This is a genomic window from Glaciimonas immobilis (genome assembly GCF_011947285.1).
Classification (GTDB): domain Bacteria; phylum Pseudomonadota; class Gammaproteobacteria; order Burkholderiales; family Burkholderiaceae_D; genus Glaciimonas; species Glaciimonas immobilis.
Window position 1 is genome coordinate 83,920 of the sequence record NZ_JAAOZT010000009.1, and the last position, 22,983, is coordinate 106,902.

General features: G+C 49.6%; 15 protein-coding genes. 10 read left to right on the forward strand and 5 right to left on the reverse strand.

The genetic code is table 11. From position 1 onward, the window contains the following. Positions 1 to 87: 87 nt before the first annotated feature. Complete coding sequence (locus HAV38_RS14730; RefSeq protein WP_168056147.1) at positions 88 to 1,050, forward strand: LysR family transcriptional regulator; 963 nt, start codon at positions 88 to 90, stop codon at positions 1,048 to 1,050. Between the two features lie 58 nt (positions 1,051 to 1,108). Here HAV38_RS14730 and gntK read toward each other — a convergent pair whose 3' ends face one another. Continuing rightward, positions 1,109 to 2,626: a gluconokinase gene (gntK, locus tag HAV38_RS14735; RefSeq protein ID WP_184013403.1), complete on the reverse strand. Its 1,518-nt coding sequence runs from the start codon at positions 2,624 to 2,626 to the stop codon at positions 1,109 to 1,111. Positions 2,627 to 3,181: 555 nt separating this feature from the next. Here gntK and gntR point away from each other — a divergent pair. After that, on the forward strand, positions 3,182 to 4,198 hold the full coding sequence (gntR, locus tag HAV38_RS14740; RefSeq protein ID WP_168056460.1) for an HTH-type transcriptional regulator GntR: 1,017 nt from the start codon (positions 3,182 to 3,184) through the stop codon (positions 4,196 to 4,198). Between the two features lie 170 nt (positions 4,199 to 4,368). On the opposite strand, the gene HAV38_RS14745 is transcribed toward gntR, so the two are convergent. Next, the gene (locus tag HAV38_RS14745) at positions 4,369 to 4,827 is read right to left on the reverse strand and encodes an Lrp/AsnC ligand binding domain-containing protein (RefSeq protein WP_168056149.1); all 459 of its coding nucleotides are present in this window, start codon (positions 4,825 to 4,827) and stop codon (positions 4,369 to 4,371) included. A gap of 190 nt (positions 4,828 to 5,017) precedes the next feature. On the opposite strand from HAV38_RS14745, the gene putA reads away from it, so the two are divergent. After that, positions 5,018 to 8,791, forward strand: a complete 3,774-nt coding sequence (gene putA, locus HAV38_RS14750; protein ID WP_168056150.1) for a trifunctional transcriptional regulator/proline dehydrogenase/L-glutamate gamma-semialdehyde dehydrogenase — start codon at positions 5,018 to 5,020, stop codon at positions 8,789 to 8,791. 164 nt (positions 8,792 to 8,955) lie between these two features. Here the strand turns inward: putA and HAV38_RS14755 are convergent, their stop codons facing one another. After that, positions 8,956 to 9,327 carry a hypothetical protein gene (locus HAV38_RS14755; RefSeq protein ID WP_168056151.1) on the reverse strand — a complete coding sequence of 124 codons (372 nt, stop codon included), beginning with the start codon at positions 9,325 to 9,327 and terminating at the stop codon, positions 8,956 to 8,958. Between the two features lie 63 nt (positions 9,328 to 9,390). Here HAV38_RS14755 and HAV38_RS14760 point away from each other — a divergent pair, with 63 nt between their 5' ends. The 7 genes from HAV38_RS14760 to HAV38_RS14790 all read left to right on the forward strand — a co-directional run bounded on the left by HAV38_RS14760 (position 9,391) and on the right by HAV38_RS14790 (position 20,536). Continuing rightward, positions 9,391 to 11,484, forward strand: coding sequence for an AsmA family protein (locus tag HAV38_RS14760; RefSeq protein WP_168056152.1), 2,094 nt, complete (start codon positions 9,391 to 9,393; stop codon positions 11,482 to 11,484). 2,088 nt (positions 11,485 to 13,572) lie between these two features. Then, positions 13,573 to 15,210, forward strand: a complete 1,638-nt coding sequence (locus HAV38_RS14765; protein WP_168056153.1) for a GMC family oxidoreductase — start codon at positions 13,573 to 13,575, stop codon at positions 15,208 to 15,210. Between the two features lie 205 nt (positions 15,211 to 15,415). Next, on the forward strand, positions 15,416 to 16,186 hold the full coding sequence (locus HAV38_RS14770; protein WP_168056154.1) for an ABC transporter ATP-binding protein: 771 nt from the start codon (positions 15,416 to 15,418) through the stop codon (positions 16,184 to 16,186). Next, positions 16,186 to 16,950, forward strand: coding sequence for an ABC transporter ATP-binding protein (locus HAV38_RS14775; RefSeq protein ID WP_168056155.1), 765 nt, complete (start codon positions 16,186 to 16,188; stop codon positions 16,948 to 16,950). The genes HAV38_RS14770 and HAV38_RS14775 overlap by 1 nt, the downstream gene beginning before the upstream one ends. 189 nt (positions 16,951 to 17,139) lie before the next feature. Then, a complete protein-coding gene (locus tag HAV38_RS14780) occupies positions 17,140 to 18,348 on the forward strand; it encodes an ABC transporter substrate-binding protein (protein ID WP_168056461.1) in 1,209 nt (402 codons plus the stop codon). A 265-nt stretch (positions 18,349 to 18,613) separates the two neighbouring features. Next, a complete protein-coding gene (locus tag HAV38_RS14785) occupies positions 18,614 to 19,498 on the forward strand; it encodes a branched-chain amino acid ABC transporter permease (RefSeq protein ID WP_168056156.1) in 885 nt (294 codons plus the stop codon). 63 nt (positions 19,499 to 19,561) lie between these two features. Further along, a complete protein-coding gene (locus HAV38_RS14790; protein ID WP_168056157.1) occupies positions 19,562 to 20,536 on the forward strand; it encodes a branched-chain amino acid ABC transporter permease in 975 nt (324 codons plus the stop codon). Between the two features lie 413 nt (positions 20,537 to 20,949). On the opposite strand, the gene HAV38_RS14795 is transcribed toward HAV38_RS14790, so the two are convergent. Beyond that, the gene (locus HAV38_RS14795) at positions 20,950 to 21,813 is read right to left on the reverse strand and encodes an ATP-binding cassette domain-containing protein (RefSeq protein WP_168056158.1); all 864 of its coding nucleotides are present in this window, start codon (positions 21,811 to 21,813) and stop codon (positions 20,950 to 20,952) included. Between the two features lie 75 nt (positions 21,814 to 21,888). Next, positions 21,889 to 22,980 (reverse strand): FecCD family ABC transporter permease, encoded by a 1,092-nt coding sequence (locus HAV38_RS14800; protein ID WP_168056159.1) that lies wholly within the window; start codon positions 22,978 to 22,980, stop codon positions 21,889 to 21,891. Between the last annotated feature and the right edge of the window lie 3 nt (positions 22,981 to 22,983).

A 22,983-nucleotide genomic window follows, 5' to 3' on the forward strand; every position in this document is an offset into this window, starting at 1 on the left:
GCTTGCCCTCCTATCTCCGCATATATCTCTTATTTGGCTGTAACCCGTTTATGATTACCCTGTCCAACAATTTACTATGGCCCGAACATGAGTTTTCTAACGCTTGACTTAAACTTACTGCGCGTGTTCGACGCAATAATGACCGAGCAAAATCTCACGCGGGCCGCGAGCAGACTGGCGATGACACAGCCTGCTGTCTCCAACGCTTTAAAGCGTTTGCGCTACTCGCTCAACGACGAGCTGCTGATCCGCACCGCGCACGGGGTCAAACCCAGCCAGTACGCTGAAGAACTGTGGCCGTCGGTGCGAAGGGCGCTGGCGGATCTGGAAACCGCTATCACACCGGAAACGTTTGATGTGTCACGTGCGCATACGACCTTCCAGCTCGCAATGGCAGATGCGACGGCTGCACTCTGGCTACCATCGCTGGTGCGTACTATTGAGCAGGAAGCCCCTCAACTGAATATCAGAATGGTGCCGCTCACCACCCGCGATCCGCGACAGATGCTGCTACGCGGCGACGTCGATCTGGCGGTTGGCTTTTTTCCCGGCGTCACGGCCCAGCTGGCCGGTAGCCAGACCACGTCGGCCTCACCGGTGCATCATGAGCGCTTGTACACGGGTGAGTACGTTTGTGTCATGCGCAAGGACCATCCGCTGGCGCAAATGCCGCTTACTCTCGATAGTTATTGCGAGGCGCATCACTTATTGGTCAGCTTTTCCGGGCGCGCTCACGGACTGATTGAAGAAATACTTCTGACGATGAATCGCAAGCGGCGCATTTTACTGACTGTTAATCAATTTTTCACTGCCGGAAAAGTGGTTGCCAGCTCGGATCTTGTGACCGTATTGCCGCGCCATCTGATCGGTGCAACCGGTATGACCGATGTGCTGGTTGCACGCGAGCTGCCGTTTACCACGCCGGCGGTTGATGTAGATATGCTGTGGCATGAGCGCGACGTGCGTAACCCGGCCCACAAATGGTTGCGCGCGCATCTTGCCGCGACAGCGCATGCAAAGTTTACGCAGGAAATTATCGGGAAGCATTAAGTCATCGTTAAGCCATTTCAGGACAGACCTTGTTAAACCTTCGCCCTGAGGGTAACGGTTACTGCCGTTGAAACGCCGCTAACGCGCGATATTGTTGTGCTAACTGCACCGGAATCGCCGCATAGATCGGCCACAGTTTTTTATAAATTGCTACGTTGACGGGGTTCGGCTGATGATGATGCGTCGATCCGACCATGTCGGCAATTGCTTCGAGCGAAGAAATTCGCCCTAGCGCCAGCAAACCCAATACCGCCGCCCCCAGACAAGATGACTCGACGCTTTCTGGCACTACTACTTCACGATCAAAAATATCTGCCATCATTTGTCGCCATAAGGCCGAGCGCGCAAACCCGCCCGTTGCCATGATGCGTTGCGTTGGTCCTATCAACTCTTCGACCGCCGGGAGGATACTGTAAAGGCTAAAAATAACTCCCTCCAGGGCTGCCCGTATCATCTGCGGCTTACCGTGATGCATCGCTAATCCGAAGAACGATCCGCGTGCGTCGGCATTCCATAACGGTGCTCGCTCACCCGCCAGATAGGGATGAAATAGCAGGCCATCAGCACCCGCGCCGACTTGTGCTGCAATGTCCATCAACGCATCATAAGGATCGCGATCGGCCTGCACGGCATCGGCCGCTTCTTTGGTTGCCAGCTCGTCGCGCAGCCAGCGTAAAACGCTGCCACCATTGTTAATCGGGCCACCAACCACCCAATGGTGTGCGGTCAGTGCGTAACAAAAAGTGCGTCCTGCCGGATCGGTGAGCGGGCGATTGACCACCGTGCGCATTGCGCCGGATGTGCCAATCGTAACGGCAACTTGCCCCGCTGCAATCGCGTTCACTCCAAGATTGGATAGCACGCCATCATTGGCACCGAGGATAAAGGGCGTACTCAGCAACAACCCGAGTTGCTGCGCTAACGCAGGGGAGAGTCCATCGATCTGATACGTGGTCGGTACCAATTGCGAGAGTTGGGCCGGCACGATACCGAGTAATTCGAGGGCTTCTTGATCCCAGTCCATCTCCAGCAGGTTAAACAGTCCGGTGGCAGAAGCAATCGAGTGATCGACCAGCCAGACGCCGAACATACGGTGAAACACGTACTCCTTGATACCGACAAAACGCGCACTGGCAGCAAATATAGCTGGCTGGTCGTGCCGCAACCACATCAGCTTGCAAAGAGGCGACATGGGATGAATCGGCGTGCCGGTGCGAAGATATATCGCATGACCGTTCATCTCATCACGGATTTTGTTGGCCCATTCGCCAGCGCGATTGTCGGCCCAGGTGATACTGTTGGTGAGCGGCTGATTATCTTTGTCCATCGCGATCACGCTGTGCATGGCGGCGCTGAAGGACACCAAAGCTACTTGCGCTGGATGCACTTTTGCGCTGCTGATCGCCTTTGCGATAGTGGTCAAGACGGCGGCGTAAATTTGCTCCGGGTCCTGCTCGGCCATGTCTGCTACCGTGGACAATAACGGATACTCCACCGCAAACTGGCTGACAACCTTACCGGCTAACGTAAATAGGACCGCTTTAGTGCTGGTAGTGCCGATATCTACACCGAGCATATAGTCTTGCGTTATCGGTTGTAGTACCGGTCCTGCCGCCGGGGCCGGAGCGCCGGTCGACGATGATTTAAATGACATATTTCCTCGCAAGATTTATTTATATTTTTTGCGGCTAAGAACCCATCTACGTCTGCGACAAGCGGGCGCCAGTTAATGATAAATAGCGCGCAGAACCTGAGTGATCTTGCGACCATGAGGGTTTTAAGCACTACATGCACAGCTAGCACCGCAGCATTAGATAGTATCCGATGGTAACGCTAACATCAATCGCCTTTTATCCTGCGCGCGTTGCCTGTTCCTGTAGAATTCCCTACAAAATATGGTGTAATTGTTAACATTTATACTAAAAAAAGCCATGGAAAAAGCCCAAAAGCGCGTAATATCGGTTTTTAGTGAGAAACGATTTCACTGACCGACAATCGGCAATTTCACAAAAACCAGACCAAAAAAATGGCTAAAACAGAGACCCGGATGCCGCGTGCTACCGAAACAAATTACAACGTGAACCCAGCAAAGGTAAACAAACAAGGCGGCGAGGCAGGAATCGCCAGGGTAATGGCTCCACGGCGTGGGCGCGCAACCGGCCGGGTAACGATAACGGAGGTGGCAACCGCGGCCAATGTCAGTCCCATGACGGTTTCACGCGCGATAAAATCGCCCGAACTTGTGCAGCAAAAACTGCGAGACCGCATTGCGACTGTTATTAAAAAACTGGGTTATGTCCCAAATCAGGCCGCAAGCACGCTAGCGTCGTCTAAATCTCGGGTGATTGGCGTGGTCGTGCCCTCTTTAACCAATGCGGTCTTTATCGATACCCTCACGGGGATACGCGATTGTCTGGGGAAGGCTGGCTATCAATTTTTGATTGGCGAGAGCGGTTATTGCCCAGACAAAGAAAGCGAACTGATAACGACCTACATGGCGCACGCACCAGACGGTTTTTTACTCACAGGAATCGAACAGCAAGAGTCCTTGCGCGTGCGACTGGCGACCAATAACGTGCCCGCCGTGCGCATGTACGATCTCAGTAAAAATAGCAATGACCTGACCGTTGGGTTCTCACAAAAAAAGGCCGGTTACAGCGTCGCCCGACACTTTATTGAGCGCGGCTACAAACGCCCGGCGTTCCTTGCAGCGCAACTTGACCCAAGATCAATGAAGCGCAGAGAAGGTTTTAGAAAGGGCCTGATCGAGGCCGGGTTAAATCCTAATCTCGAAGTTTTGTTGGCGGTACCATCGACGATCGAACTAGGCGCGCACTTGTTGGATCAAATTCTGCACCAGACCCCAAATTGCGACGCTGTATTTTGTTGTAATGACGATCTGGCGCTCGGCGTGCTATTTGAATGTCAGCGCCGCGGCCTTTCGGTGCCGACGCAAATGGCCATCATCGGCTTTAACGATTTACCATGGGCGGCGCAGGCGAATCCGGCGATTACGACCATCGTCACTCCGCGCTACGATATTGGATACATCGCAGCCGAACTTCTGCTCAAAACGCTTAAAGGCAGAGCCATAGAAAAATCCCGCATTGATCTGGGTTTTGAGCTGGCGATTCGGGGCAGCACTTAAAAATCTTCTTACCCTACACAACGCCGCCGGCTCAGGCGGCTTTTTCTTTTCAGCACGCCGCACCGTAAGCGTATATTTCAATCTATTTTGCGATTAGTTGCGCCTTCCCATCCGTACCCTATAAGAATATTTCCCGGGGGATACGCCACTCCAAAAATAGAATCCGCCGCTCAACGTATCGGTAACCGTGTCGTATGTTTAACCTCTTCCATTACCGCGTAAGTGTGCGTTTCCCGTACACCTTTCAATTGCAATAGCGACTTTCCCAGAAACTCGCGATAAGCGTTCATGTCCTTTACCCGCGCCTTGACCAGATAGTCAAAACCGCCCGCAACCATGTGGCATTCCAGCACCTCGGGGATCACTTGCACGCTTTTACTAAACGCATCGAATACTTCGGGCGTAGTCCGATCCAACACTACCTCAATGAACACCAACAGCGCCACGTCGAGCAACTGCGGATTAAGCTGAGCGGTGTAATGCATGATATAGCCAGCATCCTGCAACTTGCGTACCCGCTCAAGGCAAGCCGCTGGCGATAGGTTGACCCGTCCCGACAGGTCTACATTGCTGATCCGACCGTCGTTCTGCAACTCGGAAAGAATTTTTTTACTTATTTTATCTAGCATTTTGCCCATTTCCGAAAGAATTTTATTCGGTTAAATTTTCGCATTAATAACAAAATTTTGATAGTCATCGCTATTACCAGAATAAATCCACCGTAATGCCGCCTACAATCGATCGATTCGCAAAGATTACATAATTCTAACCGTTCCCTCCTGCTTTTATTGTTTTTTTACCTATTTCGAGACCGCCACCATGCCGACGCCATCCCCGTTGACTTCCTCTTCGAATGTAACGCCGTTCGCAGCATTCCATGCCGAAGTGTTCGGCGATCAATCGTCCGCGCAATCCCCCGCTGGATCTGCCGATCAATCTGCCGCTCAATCTACATTACGTGCAGCAATCACGGCAGCTTATCGACGCGATGAAGCCATAGCTGTGCAATGGCTATTGAGCAACGTCGTAGATAGTTCTGGTGCACGAGCGGCAAGTGAAGAACTAGCGCGCAAGCTGGTGCAGTCGGTGCGCGACAAGCGCACACGTGCCTCCGGCGTTGATGCGTTAATGCACGAGTTTTCTTTATCCTCGGAGGAGGGGGTCGCGTTGATGTGCCTCGCCGAGGCATTGTTACGAATTCCCGACCACCAGACTGCTGACCGATTAATCGCCGATAAAATTAGCAAAGGCGACTGGCGTCGCCACGTAGGCGAATCGCCATCGATGTTCGTCAACGCCGCAACCTGGGGACTGGTCATCACCGGTAAACTGGTCAGCACCAATAGCGAACGCGGGCTGGGTTCGGCGCTGACCAAACTGATCACTAAAGGCGGCGAGCCATTGATCCGTAAAGGCGTAGATGTCGCCATGCGCATGTTGGGCAATCAATTTGTCACCGGACAAAATATCGCTGAAGCCCTCGACAACAGCCGCGATAATGAAAAACGCGGCTATCGCTACTCGTACGACATGCTGGGCGAAGCCGCATTGACTGAAGAAGATGCGGCGGCTTATTATGCCTCTTATGAAACAGCAATCCACGCCATCGGTCGCGCCTCAGCCGGACGCGGGATCAAAGACGGCCCGGGCATTTCTGTAAAATTGTCAGCGCTACATCCACGCTATTCACGGTCTCAGAAGCAACGCACGATGACTGAATTGCTGCCACGCTTAAAGCAACTATTGCTGCTGGCAAAACAGTACGACATCGGCTTGAATATCGATGCCGAAGAAGCCGATCGCCTTGAATTATCGCTGGATCTAATGGAAGCGTTAGCATTTGATCCCGATCTTGCCGGATTTGAGGGAATTGGTTATGTGGTACAGGGTTATCAAAAACGCTGTCCGTTCGTGATCGATTATCTGGTTGACCTGGCACGCCGCAGCGGTCAAAAATTTATGGTTCGATTGGTTAAAGGCGCCTATTGGGATGCGGAAGTCAAGCGTGCTCAGGTAGATGGCATGCCCGGCTATCCGGTCTATACGCGTAAGGTTTATACCGACGTTTCGTACCTGGCGTGTGCACAAAAATTGCTGGCCGCGACCGATGTCCTGTATCCGCAATTTGCCACGCATAATGCCCGGACGCTAGCGACAATTTATTGTTGGGCGGAAGAAAAGGGCATCACTGATTATGAATTTCAGTGCCTGCACGGAATGGGCGAAACCCTCTACGATCAAGTGGTCGGAAAAGATAATTTAAGTAAGCCGTGCCGCATTTACGCACCGGTCGGATCGCATCAGACACTGCTGGCGTATCTGGTCCGACGGTTACTGGAAAATGGCGCTAACTCATCATTTGTAAATCAGATCGTCGACGAAAATTACTCCATCGAGATGTTAATCGCCGATCCACTAAACGAGGCCCTAAAACTCGGCGGCGAACCGCACGCCAACATTCCATTGCCACGCGCACTGTATGGAAATGAACGCAAAAATTCTGCGGGCGTTGACCTCAGCAACGAAGACGTGCTGCGCGACATCGACGCAACATTTCAGCAATTGCGCGGCACGCAATGGCACGCTATGCCACTACTTGCGCAAGACCATCCTATTAGCGCCGCAATCGGTACTGCGCAAAATATTTTAAATCCGGCTGACCATCGCGATATCGTCGGGACCGTGATCGAAGCCAGCGCCGAAGACGTTGAATCCGCCCTCAGCGCTGCGACTTCATACGTAACGGACTGGCAAACAAGAACGCCGCCGGATCGCGCGGAATTATTATTACGCGCAGCCGATTTGTTTGAAGAGCACCAATATGAATTGATCGCGCTAGCCATTCGGGAAGCAGGCAAATCATTACCGAATGGCATCGCAGAAGTACGTGAGGCTGTCGATTTTTTACGCTACTACGCGGCGCAAATACGCAATACGACCAATACTTTGGCGCTTGGTCCGGTGGTCTGCATTAGCCCATGGAATTTTCCGCTGGCGATTTTTGTCGGTGAGATTAGCGCGTCATTAGCGGCTGGCAATGTGGTACTAGCCAAACCTGCGGAACAAACGCCATTGATCGCCACGCGCGCAGTGCAGTTACTGCATCAGGCGGGCGTGCCGCGTGGTGCTTTGCAATTGTTACCAGGACGCGGTGACACTGTTGGCGCCAGTCTGACCGCAGATGCGCGCGTTAAAGGCGTGATTTTCACTGGCTCAACTGAGGTCGCGCAATTAATCAATCGTACGCTCGCCACACGCGCCATCAAAGAATCGATAGAGCTTCCTTTTATCGCAGAAACTGGTGGACAAAATGCGTTGATCGTTGATTCCAGCGCACTGCCCGAACAGGTGGTGGTAGACGTTCTCAGCTCAGCATTTGATAGCGCAGGGCAACGTTGCTCGGCACTACGCGTTTTATGCCTGCAAAACGATATTGCGGATCGCACAATCCACATGTTAAAAGGTGCTATGAAAGAACTTCGGATTGGCAATCCGGATCGCTTGATCACCGATATCGGACCAGTGATTGATGCGGAGGCACGACAACAATTACTCGCGCATATCGAAAAGATGAAGGCAACGGCAAAAGACTTTTTCCAGTTGCCGCTTTCTGATGAAGAAAACCGTGGCACATTCGTTGCGCCGACCCTTATAGAAATTGGTTCGCTTGATGAATTGCAACGCGAGGTATTTGGGCCAGTGCTTCATGTGATGCGTTATGCGCGCAACCAGCTGCCCGATCTCATTAATGCGATAAACGCTAGCGGGTATGGATTGACACTAGGAATCCATTCACGCATCGATGAGACCATCGATTTCATTACGCGTCGCGCGCACGTCGGTAATATTTACGTGAACCGAAATATCGTTGGTGCGGTTGTCGGCGTGCAGCCGTTCGGCGGAGAGGGTAAATCCGGAACCGGGCCAAAAGCCGGTGGACCACTTTATTTAAAACGTCTGCAACGTACCCCAGAAGTTAGTCTCGGTGCGCATACAATTCATGAAGCCAGCCCGCTAGTAACCGACGGCGCCTCGGCGCTGCAGTCGTTATTAGGTTGGGCTAAAACTCACGGACACCAGCGTATCGCGGCCTTGGGACAAGAATATATTCATCACAGCTGGCTGGGTACTTCAATGGTATTGCCAGGCCCGACCGGCGAACGAAATACACTCTCGTTCGCGCCACGCGGGGCGGTTTTGTGTAGCGCCCAGACAGTTGCCGTCATGTTGAATCAGCTAGCGGCGGTGTTAGCAACGGGCAATACGCCAGTGATCGAATCAGCGTCGTCCAGCCTGATTCCAAGTGGCCTGCCCAAGGTCGTGCGTGATGTAATTCGTACTATCGACAGCGTCAATAATGTTGCCGATGCCAAAGATACAAATGCGATTGCGTTACATCTGGCGTTAGTCGATAGCGCCGATCTGGCACGCTTGCATCCGTTGCTGGCGGCCAGAGAAGGGGCGCTGGTACCCGTTCTGGAAACCTCAGAATATGCTCCAATTCCTCTGTGGCGGCTGGTGGCTGAACGTGCCATTTGCGTGAACACGACTGCGGCAGGAGGCAATGCCAGCCTGATGACATTAGAGGCTTAATGGTGCCTTTCTACTCCGGCTTTATAACTATGCGTTTTATACTAAGGCTCGGGTAATTAAAAATATTCAGCTTTTAAATTCAAAACCGGTTCATCGTTTAGCGCGATGAACCGGTTTTGCGCATTTACGTAGATATGTCGCCATTTCGCAGCGCTATACTTACCTCAGCATCTAAGCACCTCAATACTCAGCACTTCCTCATCAAACATCGCTTTTCCTCGCTTACGTAATCTGGTTAAATAGATACTACATAAGAATAAAACTTTGCCGTCAAAATAACCGTTGCGATAAGCATTAACGGCATTAACGGCATTAACGACGATATGGCTTGGACGAAAAAGACAAAGCGAGAATGCATCAGGGACATCGTAGGTCAAAATGCTTTGGCTTGTTGACGTGACTTCAAACAGCGGGCAATTTCTTATTGACGTAACTGCTTCCGAAAAAAAATCTTGTAAAATTGCAATAAAATGCGATCTTGTGGCATAACTGATGTAAGCGTTTGAATGTAAGCGTAGTAAAACAAATACACGCATCTAAAGGTTTTCCACCTCGGATGTGCGAATGTCTAACCCCATACGTTTAACTCCATATCGTCCATGACTTCAGTCTCTTCCGCCCCTTCTACGCCACCCGCCCCCGCCCCCGGCCCGTCTCGCGCGTTAAAAATTATTGCGTGGTGCATTGGCAGCCTGCTGGTAATACTAGCGCTGTGTCTGGCTTTTTTACTGACCTTTAACTGGAATCGGGCAAGACCCTGGATCAATGCGCGCGTGTCCGAGGCCGCCGGTCGGCCGTTCGCCATTCGCGGAGATTTGGCGTTACATTGGTTCAATCCAAAAGGTCAAGAAACCGGCTGGCACCAATGGATACCATGGCCACAGTTGAGCGCACGCGATATCGTCCTCGATAATCCTGATTGGGCAAAAACCGGTCAGCATATGGTCGAAGTTAAGCAGGTGACGTTTACTTTGCGGCCTCTGCCATTATTAGAAAAACGCATCAGCGTTACAACACTACAGCTCGATTACCCGCTCGTCATGCTGGAGCGATCTGCGGATGGCAAGAACAACTGGACATTTCCTGCGTCGACGCCGAGTAAGTGGAAACTGGATCTCCAGCAACTGGTCCTGACGCAAGGCGCCATAAGGCTACTTGACCCCATAAAAAAAATCGATATCAACGCCAACATAGCGACGTTAGCCGAGACGACTAAAGAGGGTTACGGCATTGGGTGGAGCGTCAAAGGGAGTTTTAATAAAACACCGGTGACGGGCAATGGACAGGCCGGGGCGATACTATCTCTTGCAAACGTCAATACAACCTATCCACTCGCGGCCAGCGTCCATGTCGGCAAGACAGCGGTAGACATCCGGGGTACCATATCCAAGCCGCGCGATCTTGCTGCGCTGGACCTGAGGTTAAAACTTGCCGCCACCAGCATGGAGGACCTGTACGCGCTGACCGGCATCGTGCTGCCTGCCACGCCACCATTTATTACTGAGGGCCATCTGATCGGTAAGATTCTACCCGGCGGCAACCAGTGGATTTATGAAAATTTCAAGGGTAGGGTTGGTTCAAGCGACCTCGCTGGATCACTCGAATATATCGCCAGAGAACCCCGACCATTGTTAAAAGGCTCACTGGTGTCCAACCAATTGCGATTAGCCGACCTGGGCCCACTTGTCGGCGCCGACTCGAACGCGAGCAAAACCAACCGGGGCGTAGCGCTTACGCAACCAGCTAACAAAGCCCTGCCTACACAACAGTTTAATACTGCAAAATGGGGCAGTATTGATGCTGACGTCCAATTTTCTGGTAAAAACATCATCCGGCCTAAATCTTTACCGATCCAGAATTTGCAAACAAATATTCATCTGAATAACAGTCAACTTTCGCTGACGCCCCTAAATTTTGGCATCGCGGGTGGAAATCTGATATCAACCATCAAACTCGATGGTAGCGGCAAAACGATTAAAGCCAACATATCGCTTTCAGCGCGCCATCTTAAAATTAACAAGCTATTCCCTACTTTGGAGTCCGCGCGCGCCAGTCTGGGTGAAGTTAATGGCGATGCTGCTTTAACCGGCACTGGCAACTCCATAGCGGCGTTGTTGGCGAGTGCTAACGGTGAGCTTAAAACGTTGATCAATCAAGGGACTATGAGTAAATTTATACTTGAGGCAGCGGGGCTCAACGTCGGCAACGTGGTGCTCACCAAGCTATTTGGCGACAAGCAGGTACATCTTAATTGCCTGGCGAGCAATTTTGGTATTACCAACGGCCTGATGCAAACACGGACATTTCTGCTGGATACGGACGATGCGATCATTACGGTCAGTGGACAAATTAACCTGGCCAGGGAATCCATGGACCTGAAGGTAAAGCCGAAAAGCAAAGGCCTGCGCATAATTTCCTTCAGATCGCCTCTATACGTCGCTGGGACTTTTAAAAACCCGGATGTTGGGGTGGATAAGGGAGTACTGGCGCTAAAGGCAGGCAGCGCCATTGCGCTCGGTATTTTATTCCCTGTTGCTGGTATTTTACCTTTGGTCAACATCGGCGGGACCCAACCAACCGATTGCGCCCGTCTGCTAGCGGAGACCAAAATAAAACCTGTCCTAAAGCCCAGCACGCACCCAGCACCCGCACCGGTCTCCTCAGAGACCTCTGGACTGTCTACCAACCATTGACCGGATGCAGGCTGATGGCGCGTAATCGCCAAGCCCAAAATCGGCGTAGAGCGCTCCTGCAGCCGTCGCGACGGCTGGCAGCGGTATCTTTGTGTTGCGAGCGGCAGATCAAAGCAGTATTAAATTTATATAGCCATGGTCATCGGCACCATCGGTGCACATAGTTGCATTGGTACTGTGGCCCCACCACAAAGGCTTTTAGCTGCGTACGGAGCGTCGGTGTGACTTCCGCTTACGTGCGCACTTTTATATTACCAGCAAGCCACTGGACGCTATTCTCATAGGTAAAACGCACCCCCATATTTTGGAACGTTCATTCTTAACTTTCATTTTTCGGCTAATTATCGAGAGCATTTATTAAAAGCCGCTCACCGTATTGACCCATATCTAGGCGGCTACTACCCCGCTTATTTTGTTTTCTACGCGTTTGAGCCGCTTGAACGACACGGAAACGACCATTTTTTCTTTCATAATGTCGATAAATTGTGGATATCCCTGTGGATAAGAATAAGTCAAAGTGGGGATAACTTGCCACGATAGGACAGTCTACTTTTTTATCCACCAGATGGGCTTCCTGGATACAAGAATTACTCAGGCATTATCCAAGTCATAACCCTCTGTTTACACGCACTTTTTGGCACTTATCCACAGAAATCGGGGTTGTTTACTACTATTACTATTTATATATTCAGATCGTTAACTACAACAAGAACTTTTTTTAATTTGAGATCCAAATATAAGCAGATTTCAGCAAATTACAGCGTTGATGATCCACTCGAACGTTTAATTACAATAATTCTTGTAGTCACATGCGTTAGGAGCGTTGATTTTTAGAGTTAATAGACCACAAAGTTTATTTTTTTGCGCATGGTTCAACTGGAATCGGATACATCCGTCTTTCCTGGTGATATCACCACCGCTAGCGCGTGAAATTTTGCTAAAAATATTGGCTACACCGGCCCACAGCACACTCTTTACGATGGCAACTCGTTCGTATATTCGTCATTTTTTGCCCGAATAGCTCCCTCACTATTGCTTAGTTATAAAAAAGTATCGGTTTTTCCGTCATCAGCCCACTAGATCATGCATAAAAAAGATCTTTGTGGATAACCGTGTTGACAAGTTGAGGGGAAATTGGGGGGAAGTACGCGATTGGTTGCCGATAGATTTTTTATCCAATAGATATACGTTAGCAGTACAGCCCTTAACCGACGTTTATCCTATTTCTAAGAAGTTGTTTACAAAGGATAAAGTCTAGTTATCCACAGAAATAACAGTCGTTAACTACTATTACTATTTGTATATATAAACAAGTAAACAACTAACCCAATTTTGAGGTCTGTTTGGGTTGTACAAATAAATGCTAACGGACTCGTTCAAAAATACCGCTTTATGATTGCAAGCCGTGCCTCACCCACAACGACAAAATTTCTTAAAGAACTTAAGCTTATTTGCTCTCTGTGGATAAGCCTATGGATATCAGGATGAGCAATTTGGGGATAAGTCCCTTAAAAACGAATTTTATTTTTTTATCCCCTATTTATAGTTAACTGATACACCGTTTTAATAGTGATTTGTACCAGGGCTAAGTAATTGATTTATATAGTTTTATTTCAGTTATCCACAGAAAATAGGGGTGTTAACTACTATTACTATTTATATATATAAATCCTTAAGTTAACAACGCAAGAAGGGGCTACCTGGAAGCATACTTTTTAAGCAATAAAAACGAGGAAAGTGAATGCTTATTACTGTACGTACAGGAAATTGGAGAAGAAAAAAATCAATTTTTTAGCGTGACTAATCAAATAACAAAACCGTTCCTCAAGAAAATTTGGCCTAATGACGCAGTTCCCTCCTAAGGTAAGCTCCTAGTAAGCAATAGGTGAATAAATAGGCGCTCTGAACAATTTGTAAAATAATTGGCATTTCTGAGTAGAACACCCACTGCCTTCCTTGATCATTGCTCCAATTCTAGCGATCGTTGTCAAGAGTATTCGTTACAGTGTGTGATCTGCCGCGCATGAGATGCTTAGTGGTACAAGCACATAAAAAGCCGATAAATGGGGATATGAAGGAGGATGACAAATGGAAGTTGCAGGTAAGTATGATTACATCATCGTAGGCGCAGGCAGTGCCGGTTGTGTATTAGCTAATAGATTGACGCGTAATCCCAACATATCGGTGTTATTGATCGAGGCCGGTGCAAAGGACGATTACATATGGATCCATATTCCCGTGGGATATCTTTATTGCATCAACAATCCGCGAACAGACTGGTTATATAGAACCGAAGCGGATGCGGGATTAAATAATCGCAGTCTGATCTATCCCCGTGGCAAGGTATTAGGTGGATCGTCATCGATCAACGGCATGATTTACATGCGCGGACAGGCACGCGATTATGAACAATGGGCGACGTTGACCGGAGATGACTGTTGGAAGTGGGAAAATGTTTTGCCAACCTTCAAGAAAAGTGAGGATCACTATAACGGTGCGAACGCTTTTCATGGTTCCGGTGGCGAATGGCGGGTAGAAAAGCAACGTCTGTCATGGGAAATCCTGGACGCCTTCCGTGAGGCTGCAGGGGAAACCGGTATCCCAAAAATTGATGACTTTAATCAGGGCGATAACGAAGGCGTGAGCTATTTTGATGTAAACCAAAAGCGCGGTATCCGCTGGAACGCATCCAAAGCATTTTTACGCCAGGCCGCAACCAGAGCAAACCTTGAGATCATGACGGGCTGTCATGTCAAACGCCTGATTCTCAAATCTGGCGAAGAAGGCTTGCAATGTGCAGGAGTGGAATTTTTGGGTGGCGGCAAGGAATGGTCCGCGGAATCGACCAAAGAAGTCTTGTTATCTGCCGGTGCGGTCGGGTCCCCGCATATTTTGCAGTTTTCTGGCATCGGTCCAGCGTCATTGTTGCAACAAAACCAGATTCCTGTATTGCTTGATCTACCCGGAGTTGGCGAAAATTTGCAGGATCATTTGCAAATCCGCATGGGGTTTAAGGTAACCGGCGTCAAAACGCTGAATATGATGGCAAATAATTGGGTCGGGAAAATGAAAATCGGTTTGGAGTATTTGCTCTCGCGTAGCGGTCCGATGTCAATGGCACCTTCTCAATTAGGTGCGTTCGCAAAGTCCGATCCAATGCAACCGACCGCCAATCTGGAGTACCACGTACAACCATTATCGTTAGAAAAATTTGGCGATCCGTTGCATAATTTTCCCGCTTTCACAGCAAGTGTATGCAATTTGCGGCCAACTTCGCGCGGGTATATTCGGCTAGCTTCGGGCGATCCTATGATCGCCCCGAAGATCACCTTAAACTACTTGGCAACTGAAGCAGATCGTAAGGTCGCGGCAGCGTCGGTGGTGCTGACACGTAAAATTGCCGCGGCGACAGCCTTGAAAAAATATGCGCCGCAGGAGTTCATGCCGGGCCCCTCATTTCAGACCGAAGAAGAGCTGATTTGTGCCGCGGGAAACGTCGGCACCACCATATTTCATCCGGTTGGAACCTGCAAGATGGGGAAATTAAGCGATGCGTTGGCAGTAGTAGATAGCAAGTTAAGAGTAATTGGTGTAAAAGGGCTGCGCGTTGTTGACGCCTCAATCATGCCGACAATTACTTCGGGCAATACTAATTCGCCCACAATTATGATTGCGGAGATGGCGGCGCAATTCATTTTAGACAGTGCGTCGGCCAAAACAAATTAACGTAACAGCATAAGATATTTTATTGCAACATTGTCGCGGATTTAATTGCTTAAAAACGCAAGGGTTTGTGTATAGTATTTATACTTATTGCTGAGCGCTGTCGAGGTCTGTAGTATTCGTAAAAATAATGATTTTATTGATATCATTCAAATAATAAAATTTATACCGATAAAAACCGGGGCAAAGCAAAATATAAGGAGGCAGGATGAGCGACTTCATCTTAGAAACAAAAAGCCTGACGAAAGAATTCAAAGGTTTTACTGCGGTAAACAACGTGAATTTGCAAGTGCAACGTGGCCATATTCATGCGTTAATTGGGCCAAACGGCGCGGGTAAAACGACCTGTTTCAATTTGCTAACTAAATTTCTGGTCCCCACATCCGGCCAGATTTTGTTCAATGAGCGCGATATTACTGCCTCTGCGCCCGCCCAGATTGCGCGCCAGGGGATCATTCGTTCGTTTCAGATTTCTGCGGTATTTCCCCATCTGACGGTGATGGAAAATGTACGCATCGGTTTGCAGCGTTCGCTTGGTACTTCTTTCCATTTCTGGAAAAGCGGCAGTACCTTGTCGCAGTTACGAGATCGTGCAATGGCTTTGTTGGCAGAGGTTGATCTGACCGAGTTTGCGGATACGTTGACGGTCGATCTTCCTTATGGCCGCAAGCGGGCGCTGGAAATTGCGACAACGTTGAGCATGAATCCAGAGTTGATGTTGTTGGACGAACCAACGCAGGGCATGGGACATGAGGACGTTGATCGTGTCACTGCGTTGATCAAAAAAGTTTCCGCCGGTAGAACCATCCTGATGGTTGAGCATAATATGAGCGTAGTTTCTGGCATCTGCGACAAGATCAGCGTGTTGCAACGCGGTGCGGTTTTGGCCGAAGGAAATTACAGGGACGTGTCAAATAACCCATTGGTGATGGAAGCCTATATGGGGACAGAAGCTGCCACACTTGAAGGAGCGCATTGATGTCGTCGGTAATCTCTCAATCAAGTAACGAAAATATAGTCCGTAACGCCGGTGCTTTAACCCCGGCACTTGAAATTAGCAATCTGCAAGCCTGGTACGGCGAATCGCATATTTTACACAACGTTAATTTGTCCGTGAGCGCGGGTGAAGTGGTGACTTTATTAGGGCGCAACGGCGCAGGTCGTACTACCACCATGCGCGCAATCATGGGATTGACCGGCACGCGCAAGGGATCTATAAAAATCGGTGGTATCGAAACCATTTCAATGCCCACGCATAAAATTGCGCACCTCGGTTTAGGTTATTGTCCTGAAGAACGCGGCATATTTTCATCGCTTTCAACGGAAGAAAATTTGCTGTTACCGCCCTCGGTGTCGAAAAAAGAAAAAGGCATGTCTATCGAAGAAATCTACGATATGTTTCCCAATCTTGCGGAGCGAAAAAATAGTCAGGGGACACGTTTGTCGGGCGGTGAACAACAAATGCTGGCAGTAGCGCGTATCTTGCGTACGGGCGCGAGGCTGTTACTACTTGACGAAATTTCGGAAGGACTGGCACCAGTGATCGTGCAGGCTTTGGCGCGTATGATTTTGGTACTCAAGGAAAAGGGATATACCATCATCATGGTCGAGCAAAACTTTCGTTTTGCCGCACCGTTGGCGGACCGATTTTATGTCATGGAACACGGCCAGATTGTGGAGTCCTTCAAGGCCTCACAATTGCAAGAAAAAATGCCCGTACTGCATACGTTATTGGGTGTTTAAAACGGCCAGCAGTCGTTAATAACCTCAACGTTAATTCATAAAATAAATCCCGTAATAAGCTGCAAATTGCTTTCTCAAACACATACAAAAATATAAGAAAAAGTCATTCTGATAAACATAAGAAATATAAAAAGCGTGGCAGCACACTTGGATCACGGATCAAAAGTAAAAATGGAGAACAGATTGAATATTAAGTTCAAAGCAATGGTACTCGCCGTGTCCGGCACAATAGCATTCGGTTTAGCAGGTTCAGTTGCCGCGCAGATTTCCGGCGATACGATCAAGATTGGTTTTATCACCGATATGTCCAGCGTTTATTCTGATATCGACGGCCCTGGCGGCGCAGAAGCAATCAGAATGGCGATTGCCGATATGGGTGGCAATATTAAGGGAAAAAAAATTGAATTGATAGTGGCGGACCATCAAAATAAGGCAGACATCGCATCGAGTAAAGCGCGTGAATGGTTTGACCAGCAAGGGCTGGATGTATTAATCGGAGGCACCAATTCCGGCACCGCTTTGGCAATGGCAAAAATCGCCGCAGAAAAGAAAAAACCTTTCTTTGAAATCGGTGCGGGCAGTACGCGTTTGACTAACGAAGAATGCACGCCATATACGGTGCATTACGCGTATGACACCTACGCGCTGGCAAATGGAACCGGTTCAGCGGTGGTTAAGCAGGGCGGTAAAAGCTGGTACTTTCTGACTGCTGATTATGCGTTCGGAAACTCGCTGGAAAAAGATACGACCGCGGTCGTAAAAGCTTCAGGCGGCACCGTTCTGGGAGCCGTTAAACACCCATTGAATGCATCTGATTTTTCTTCTTTCCTGTTGCAGGCTCAAGCCTCAAAAGCGCAAATCATCGGCTTGGCAAACGCAGGTGGCGATACTATTAACGCGGTAAAAGCAGCCAACGAATTTGGTATTACCAAGACCGCAAAGCTGGCTGGATTGTTAGTGTTTATTAACGACATCCACTCGTTGACGCTGAAGCAAACGCAAGGCATGTATTTGACAGATAGTTGGTATTGGGATCAAAGCGATGAGTCGCGCGCCTGGGCTAAACGGTATTTTTCAAAAATGAAAAAAGAGCCATCAAGTTTGCAAGCCGCAGATTATTCTGCAGCTACGCAATATCTGAATGCGGTCAAGACAATTGGCACCGACGATGGCGAAAAGGTGATGGCGCAATTGCGTAAGACTAAATTCAACGATATGTACACGAAGGGCGCTTACTTGCGCCCTGATGGTCGCGTCGTGCATGACATGACGTTATATCAGGTAAAAACACCGGCTGAGAGTAAGTATCCGTGGGATTACCTGAATAAAATACAGACTATTCCTGCAGAAAAAGCATTTATGTCGAAGGCCGATTCCAAATGTCCAACGTGGAAATAGCGTTATTGGTGAGCAGTAGATTTTTACGCTAACCCACAGAAAATAAATCACAACCGAGCCTCACTCACGGCGCACTCTTGCTAGATTTTGCTATGCGCCGTGGTGCTTTTTAATGATTCATCACCTGATACATCTGATCCGGTTATTTCAGTCGGGCGTGGCATTACCTGCATCGTTGATCGCACTAACAATAAGCGATGAACTATGTAACGCGCGGCGTAAAAATTCGGACTATGTTGATCGTGATATTTAAGAATACATTGCTATGGAATTATTCGGCATTCCCCTGCAAGCCTTGATGAGCCAGTTGTTACTAGGGCTTGTGAATGGCTCGTTTTACGCCATGCTGTCGCTAGGCCTGGCGGTCATCTTTGGTCTGCTCAACGTAATTAATTTTGCGCATGGTGCGTTGTACATGATGGGCGCGTTTCTGGCCTGGATCGGACTGTCGTATTTCAATCTGAACTATTGGGTGATGCTCGGTCTGGCACCGCTTATCGTCGGTATATTTGCCGTCATTGTTGAAAAAACCATGCTGCGCTGGCTATATAAACTTGATCACCTGTACGGACTGTTATTGACGTTCGGTATCACGCTGATGGTCGAAGGTATTTTTCGCTCGTTCTACGGTGTTTCCGGTCAGCCTTATTCTGTGCCCGAGTTGTTAGGCGGTGCGACAAATGTCGGCTTTATGATGTTGCCCAATTACCGTGCATGGGTCGTGCTGGCATCGCTGCTCGTGTGCTTTGCAACCTGGTTTGTGATCGAGAAAACCAAGCTTGGCGCCTATTTACGGGCCGGTACCGAAAACCCAAAACTGGTGGAAGCCTTCGGTATTAATGTGCCGCTAATGGTGACCCTCACCTACGGCTTTGGCGGTGCGTTGGCAGCGTTTGCGGGCGTGCTGGCAGCGCCGGTAATACAGGTCTCACCACTAATGGGCTCCAATTTAATTATTGTCGTGTTCGCGGTGGTGGTCATAGGCGGCATGGGATCAATTATGGGTTCTATCGTTACGGGACTGGCATTGGGCGTGATCGAGGGATTGACGCGGGTTTTTTATCCTGAAGCTTCGGCTACCGTTGTCTTCATCGTCATGGCCATCGTATTGATGATTCGTCCCGCCGGTTTGTTCGGTAAAGAAAAATAGAAAAGTGAGCCATCAAGTGCACTATTACAAACTAGAGACTAATCAAAAGCCGGGACGCTCAACATGAATAAAAAAATTGTTTATGGTGTGATACTGATCGCCGCACTCGCTGCGCCATTCGGTATCTATCCTGTGTTTTTGATGAAGGTATTATGCTTTGCGTTGTTTGCATGTGCTTTCAATTTACTGATCGGTTTTACTGGTTTGCTGTCGTTCGGTCACGCGGCGTTTTTTGGGGGTGCCGGTTACGTGGCCGGTTATGCGTTGGCTAAACTAGGCTTGCCCACCGAGCTCGGACTGATACTGGGCACATTGGCCGGAGCGTTGATTGGCCTGGTGATGGGAAGTCTGGCGATTCGGCGGCAGGGAATTTATTTTACGATGATCACGCTGGCGCTCGCGCAGATGGCTTATTTTGTCTGTCTGCAAGCGCCATTTACGGGCGGAGAAGACGGCCTGCAAGGTGTACCGCGTGGAAAATTATTAGGGATGATCAGTTTGGATAATGACCTGACTTTGTACTACGTGGTGCTGGCCATTGCAGTGCTTGGTTTTGCGTTGATTATTCGTACTATTAACTCGCCGTTTGGTCAGGTATTGAAGGCCATCAAAGAAAACGAGCCAAGGGCGATTTCGCTTGGATACGACGTGAATCGTTATAAGCTACTCGCGTTTGTATTATCTGCAGGACTGACCGGCCTGGCTGGCGCTACCAAAACCCTGGTGCTGGGCTTTGAGACGCTCACAGACGTGCATTGGACCATGTCGGGCCTTGTGATATTGATGACGCTGGTTGGCGGCCTGGGAACGCTTACAGGCCCCATCGTCGGTGCTGTCATCATCATCGTGCTTGAGAATAAATTGGGCGACATAGGCAGCTGGTTAGCGACAGTCACACATATCGATTGGTTTAACGGGTTAGGCGAGTCAGTAACGATCGTCACTGGCTTTATATTTATTGTGTGCGTGCTGGCGTTTCGGCGCGGGATTGTTGGGGAGATTGGGGCGTTGTTTAAGCGGCGGGTGCAGGGTAGTTAGGGCTTGTTGATATTTGAATGTCGTCATTTGAAAGGGTATTTTTATTTCATTTGGCGTAACTGTCATAGCAAATAAAGCTTGCATGTGCAGTTCATTTAAAACGACCTCACATCAATTATAAAGGCTGTTGCTGTTGAATTTGATCTACCCCGTCATAGGTGATGCCGGTTATGACGGGTAGGTCAATCGCAACTTCAACTTCAACTTCAATAGCAGCAGCCCTTATGATTGATGTGAATATGGTTAAACGAACTTCACATAGAGATTTTTATATCGCACGCTCCACCCAAATGAAGTAAAGAATATCCTCCAGTTTGAAGCCCGCACTGAATAATTGTGCGGGCTTTTTCGTTTTAATAAATTCTTTGCAATCTCCGATATTTCGCGTCCGGTTAATCTACTCTATCCTGTTCTCACGCATCGCATGCCATCGCATAGGGTGGTTTTCCAGCGTGTTTTATTACCTCAACCTCGATTCCCAGACAGGCTTTAAAGTTAGATGGCGTCATCGTTATGTAAGGGGCGTCTTGCGCAAGTAACGTGCCGTTAGCTAGCCATGCAAGTTGGTCAGCATAGCGGGCTGCGAGATTGGGATCGTGCATGATCGCGAGTACGCCGATGTTCCATTCGCTGGCTAGTCGCCGCAGGGTTGTAAGCATCAGGTGTTGATGGGCAAGATCTAATGCGGCGGTCGGTTCATCAAGTAATAAATAACGTGCAGGAGAGGGTGGAACATGCGATTGCGGTGCGGTGAGAGATTTTGCCGCTATTTGTGATGAGGACAAACGCTCCAGTTGTAATTGCGCGAGCACCCGTCCAAACTGTACCCGAGCCAATTCTCCGCCCGATAAGGTGGTGACATCGCGATCGGTTAAAGCTGTGGCGTCTGCTAGCGCAAGCGCTTCCATGGCTATTTTGCGATTTGTGATGCTGTCGCCGCCCCCATGCGGATAGCGCCCGAACATGACTATTTCGCGTCCGGTAAATGGGAACGCAAACTGCACGCTTTGCGGCAGGACCGCGCGTGCCAAGGCCAGTTCTTTCGGGGACATGGCATTGACCGGCATAGCGTTAAGCATGATGGTGCCATCCATTCGCACAGCAGCATGATGGCGTGCCGTACTGATTTCTCCCGACAGTGCTTTAAGTAAGGTACTTTTGCCTGCGCCGTTGCGGCCTAATAGTGCGACGATTTTGCCGGGTGCAATCTGGATGGTCAGATCGCGCAATATTATTTGTTCGCCGCGACGTACGGAAAGATTAGTAGCAGTGAGCATGGTGGCGTTTCTTTAATTGATCCAGTGGTTGCACAGTATTTACACGTTGTTGCTATCAATGGTCGGAAGTAGCGGTCATAAACCAAGCTGGCCGCGTCTGCGCCACAATAGCGCCAGAAAGAATGGTCCACCTAACAGGGCGGTTAATATTCCCAGTGGCATTTCGGCAGGAGCGACAAGCGTGCGGGCGACCAGATCGGCGAGTAACGTCAGGATCGCACCGAACAAAATGGCACCTGGAAAAACCACTCGTTGATCCGGCCCGCACACCAGGCGGACGCAGTGCGGTGCGACCAGTCCGATAAAGCCGATGGTGCCGGTGCAGGCCACCAGTGCGCCGATACACAGCGCGCAGGCGATCAGCACGGTGCGCTTGATGGCAAGTACTGGAACACCTAAATGCTGGGCTTCTGTTTCTCCTAATAACATGACATTGAGTGCGGCAGAATGGCGCACGAGTACGCCGATGCTGAGGATAACTGCCGGCGCTGCAACACTCAGTAAAGTCCATTGAGCACCGGCCAGACTACCGAGGTTCCAGAAGGTCAGCGTGCGTAACTGGTTATCGGTTGCGATGTAGGTTAATAAACCGATGCCTGCACCGGTGACAGCATTGATTGCAATGCCGGCTAACAGTAAAAGCGGCAACGCTAATCGGCCGCGACTAACCGCGATTTTGTAGACCATCGTGGCGACAATTAATGCGCCGGCGAAAGCGGCCAGCATGGGAGCGTACATGCCGCTAAATTGCAATGCTGCGGGCCAGAATGTGGTGCCCAAAACAATCGTTAGCGCCGCGCCAAGTGCAGCGCCACTGGATACGCCAATCAGGCCGGGATCGGCCAGAGGATTACGGAACAACGCTTGCATCGCACTACCCGCCGCACCGAATCCGCAGCCAACCAGCATACCTAACACGACGCGCGGTAGTCGAATGTCCAGTAGCACTGCGCGTGCTTGCAGCTCGGTCGCGTTAAGCGTAGATCCGGGCCAGAGTAATCCCGGAATCTGCAGCGGGTCAATTCGATACGCTCCAACGGTTGCACACATGATGCTGGTGACGCACAGCAGGCCAATTAGTCCGTATAGAACCAGTTGTTGCCGCGATGCGCGTGTGGCCAATAGCTGTATGGCTGTGACCTCAGAGCAGGGAACAGAGGATGTCATAAA